The organism is Cupriavidus sp. CP313 (assembly GCF_054072015.1).
The window spans coordinates 1-2,265 of the sequence record NZ_JBSVZB010000077.1; the positions used below are offsets into that span (position 1 = coordinate 1).

Genomic DNA, 2,265 nt, shown 5'->3' on the forward strand with positions numbered 1-2,265 from the left:
TCGCGGCGTCGCGCCGTTCAGCGTTGATCCTGGGCATCGCGGCGCTCGGCCTCGGCACGTTGACCGCGACGGCAGCCTGGGCTCAGACCACTTGGCCGACCAAGCCGGTTACCCTGCTGGTCGGCTTCCCGCCCGGGGGGCAAACCGACTTCGCGGGACGTGCGCTGCTTAACGGCCTGCAGAGTTCGCTCGGCCAGTCGTTCGTCATCGACAACAAGGCCGGCGTGAACGGCAATATCGCATCCGTAGAGGTAATGCGCGCGGCGCCGGACGGGAACAAGCTGCTGGTAGGCAACGGCTCGATGACGATCATGCCGCACGTCTACACCAAGCTCGGCATCGTCGACCCGCAGAAGCTCACGCCGATCGGCGTGATGCTGCAATCTCCGCTGGTGCTCGTCGTGCCCGCCAGCTCGCCCATCAAGACCTACGCGCAGTTCGTCGAGGAGGTGAAGGCGCGGGACAAGTCGGGCAAGACCATCGACTATGGCTCGGGTGGCACCGGCGCACTGCCGCATGTCACGATGGAACTGCTGCGCGAGCGCATGGGCGGCCCGAGGATGAACCATGTGCCTTACAAGGGCAGCAGCCCGGCGATGGTCGACCTGATGGCCGGACGCCTGGATGCGATGTTCGATGCGACCTCGGTCGTCGCGCCCTTCATCAAGTCGGGCCAGCTGCGGCCGCTGATGGTAACCGGACCCAAGCGCGTGGCAATGATCCCGGATGTGCCGACGGCCACCGAGAGCGGCATCAAGGACTTCACCATCATCTCGTTCATCGGACTGTACGGCCCGCCGGGCGTGAGCCCTGACATCGTCAAGAAGGCCAACGGCGCCCTGAATACGGCGCTGAAGGACCCGACCGTCGTCAAGAGCATCGTCGACCGCGGCGACGAGCCCGGCGGCGGCACGCCCGAGCAGCTCGCAACCCTGACCCGCACCCACTACAAGATGTGGGGCGATGTGGTAAGGGCAAACAACATCTCGGCCGATTAAGACAGCACAGGCGTAGACGAGAGCGTGCAAAGGATTGAATGAACGCGCCCCCGCCCCACGAAGCGGGCGGCAGTTCCATTCAGATCTGGGAAGCGAGGCATGTCGAGGTTAATCCGGTGACACAATCGCTTCGCTCTCGTAGAACAAAGGAAAGGTGTCACTGTTTCCGAATCGCAGTAGGAATACCAGTTGCCCAGTACCCCCCGCACAGATCCCGGCGTGCCCCATTCGGGCACCGGGCTCCTACCTTGGGTGCTTGACGGCAAAGCGCTGTTCGGGCCATGGATGAAGGATTCGAGGTTTCAGAAGCCAGGCGTCCGCCAAGCGGCTCATCTGCTCCCACGTCTTCCGGTCCTTTTGGCTCCGTCGCCGTAGCGTGCGTCGCCATAGGTCAGTGACGTGGTGGCGGAAGGCACTGAGTGCCCGATAATTCGTGGGCACTGCGTGATACGCAAAGTAGCCGCGTACCACCTGCCTGAGCCAGCCCCTCTGCACCGGAATCGGCACATGCATCCGCCGCCGAAGCTCGTCTTTGATGCCTACCCGGTGGCAACCACCACGCTCAGCACCGTCATCAGCCGGCAACTGGCTGAGCTATGGGGACGGGGCGCCGCGCCGGACAAGCTCTTCACCCTGCATTGCGACAACCTCGACATGCTGCGCAGCGTGACACTGGCCAGCGATACGCTGCTGTTCGGCGTGCTCTCGATCACGCGGCAGGAGCGCGCCGCCGGGCTGATGGCCGAAGTGCCGATGCCGCCCGATCCGCGCCGCTGCGGCCGCTATGGCATTGCACGCATGGCGGCGCGCTCGCTGTCGCCGGCGCTGGAAGCGCTCTACGACTTCACGCGGGCGCACTGGAAAGAGTTGTCGTCGGCGCCGGCAGACAATGGCGCGCGCCGCTGACGCCTGCGATGCGCGAGCCGCTGTGCATGCAGCCTGCATTGATGGCCCTCGGCTCCCTTGTTGGCTCCCTATTAGCCAAACTCTTTGATATTCCCTTTGTATTCGTCATCAGCGGCGCGCGCCCTCCTCGGCGGCATTGCTCTGGGGCTCGCTTCGCGTGCTGAGGACGTACGGCATTTCGTCGTGCTGGCTATCCCGCGAAAGCGTCCAGGATCCCGCGTGTAATCGAACTTCGCGACTGCTGCAGCAATGAGCCTGCAGGAAAGCTAGCACAGGCTCGAGTTGGCGCCAGCGCCGTATCGCCCCGCGTACGGTCGCGAGCGCATATTGTCGGCCTTCAATCGCAAACTTGATCACCCAG

The 2,265-nt window shown here is 64.2% G+C and carries 2 protein-coding genes and 1 pseudogene; 2 read left to right on the top strand and 1 reads right to left on the bottom strand.

The features are described from left to right. Together ACW4E8_RS40910 and ACW4E8_RS40915 are read left to right on the top strand one after the other, a co-directional pair. A partial coding sequence (locus ACW4E8_RS40910; RefSeq protein WP_456809686.1) for a Bug family tripartite tricarboxylate transporter substrate binding protein occupies positions 1 to 998 on the top strand: 998 nt, incomplete at its 5' end. Between the two features lie 507 nt (positions 999 to 1,505). After that, a complete protein-coding gene (locus ACW4E8_RS40915; protein WP_456809687.1) occupies positions 1,506 to 1,904 on the top strand; it encodes a hypothetical protein in 399 nt (132 codons plus the stop codon). A 108-nt stretch (positions 1,905 to 2,012) separates the two neighbouring features. Here ACW4E8_RS40915 and ACW4E8_RS40920 read toward each other — a convergent pair. Further along, a pseudogene (locus ACW4E8_RS40920) lies at positions 2,013 to 2,265 on the bottom strand (hypothetical protein); the annotation flags it as partial.

Coding starts and splice junctions, on each gene's coding strand:
- ACW4E8_RS40915 (WP_456809687.1), top strand. CDS start 1,506: ATGCATCCGCCGCCGAAGCTCGTCTTTGATGCCTACCCGGTGGCAACC.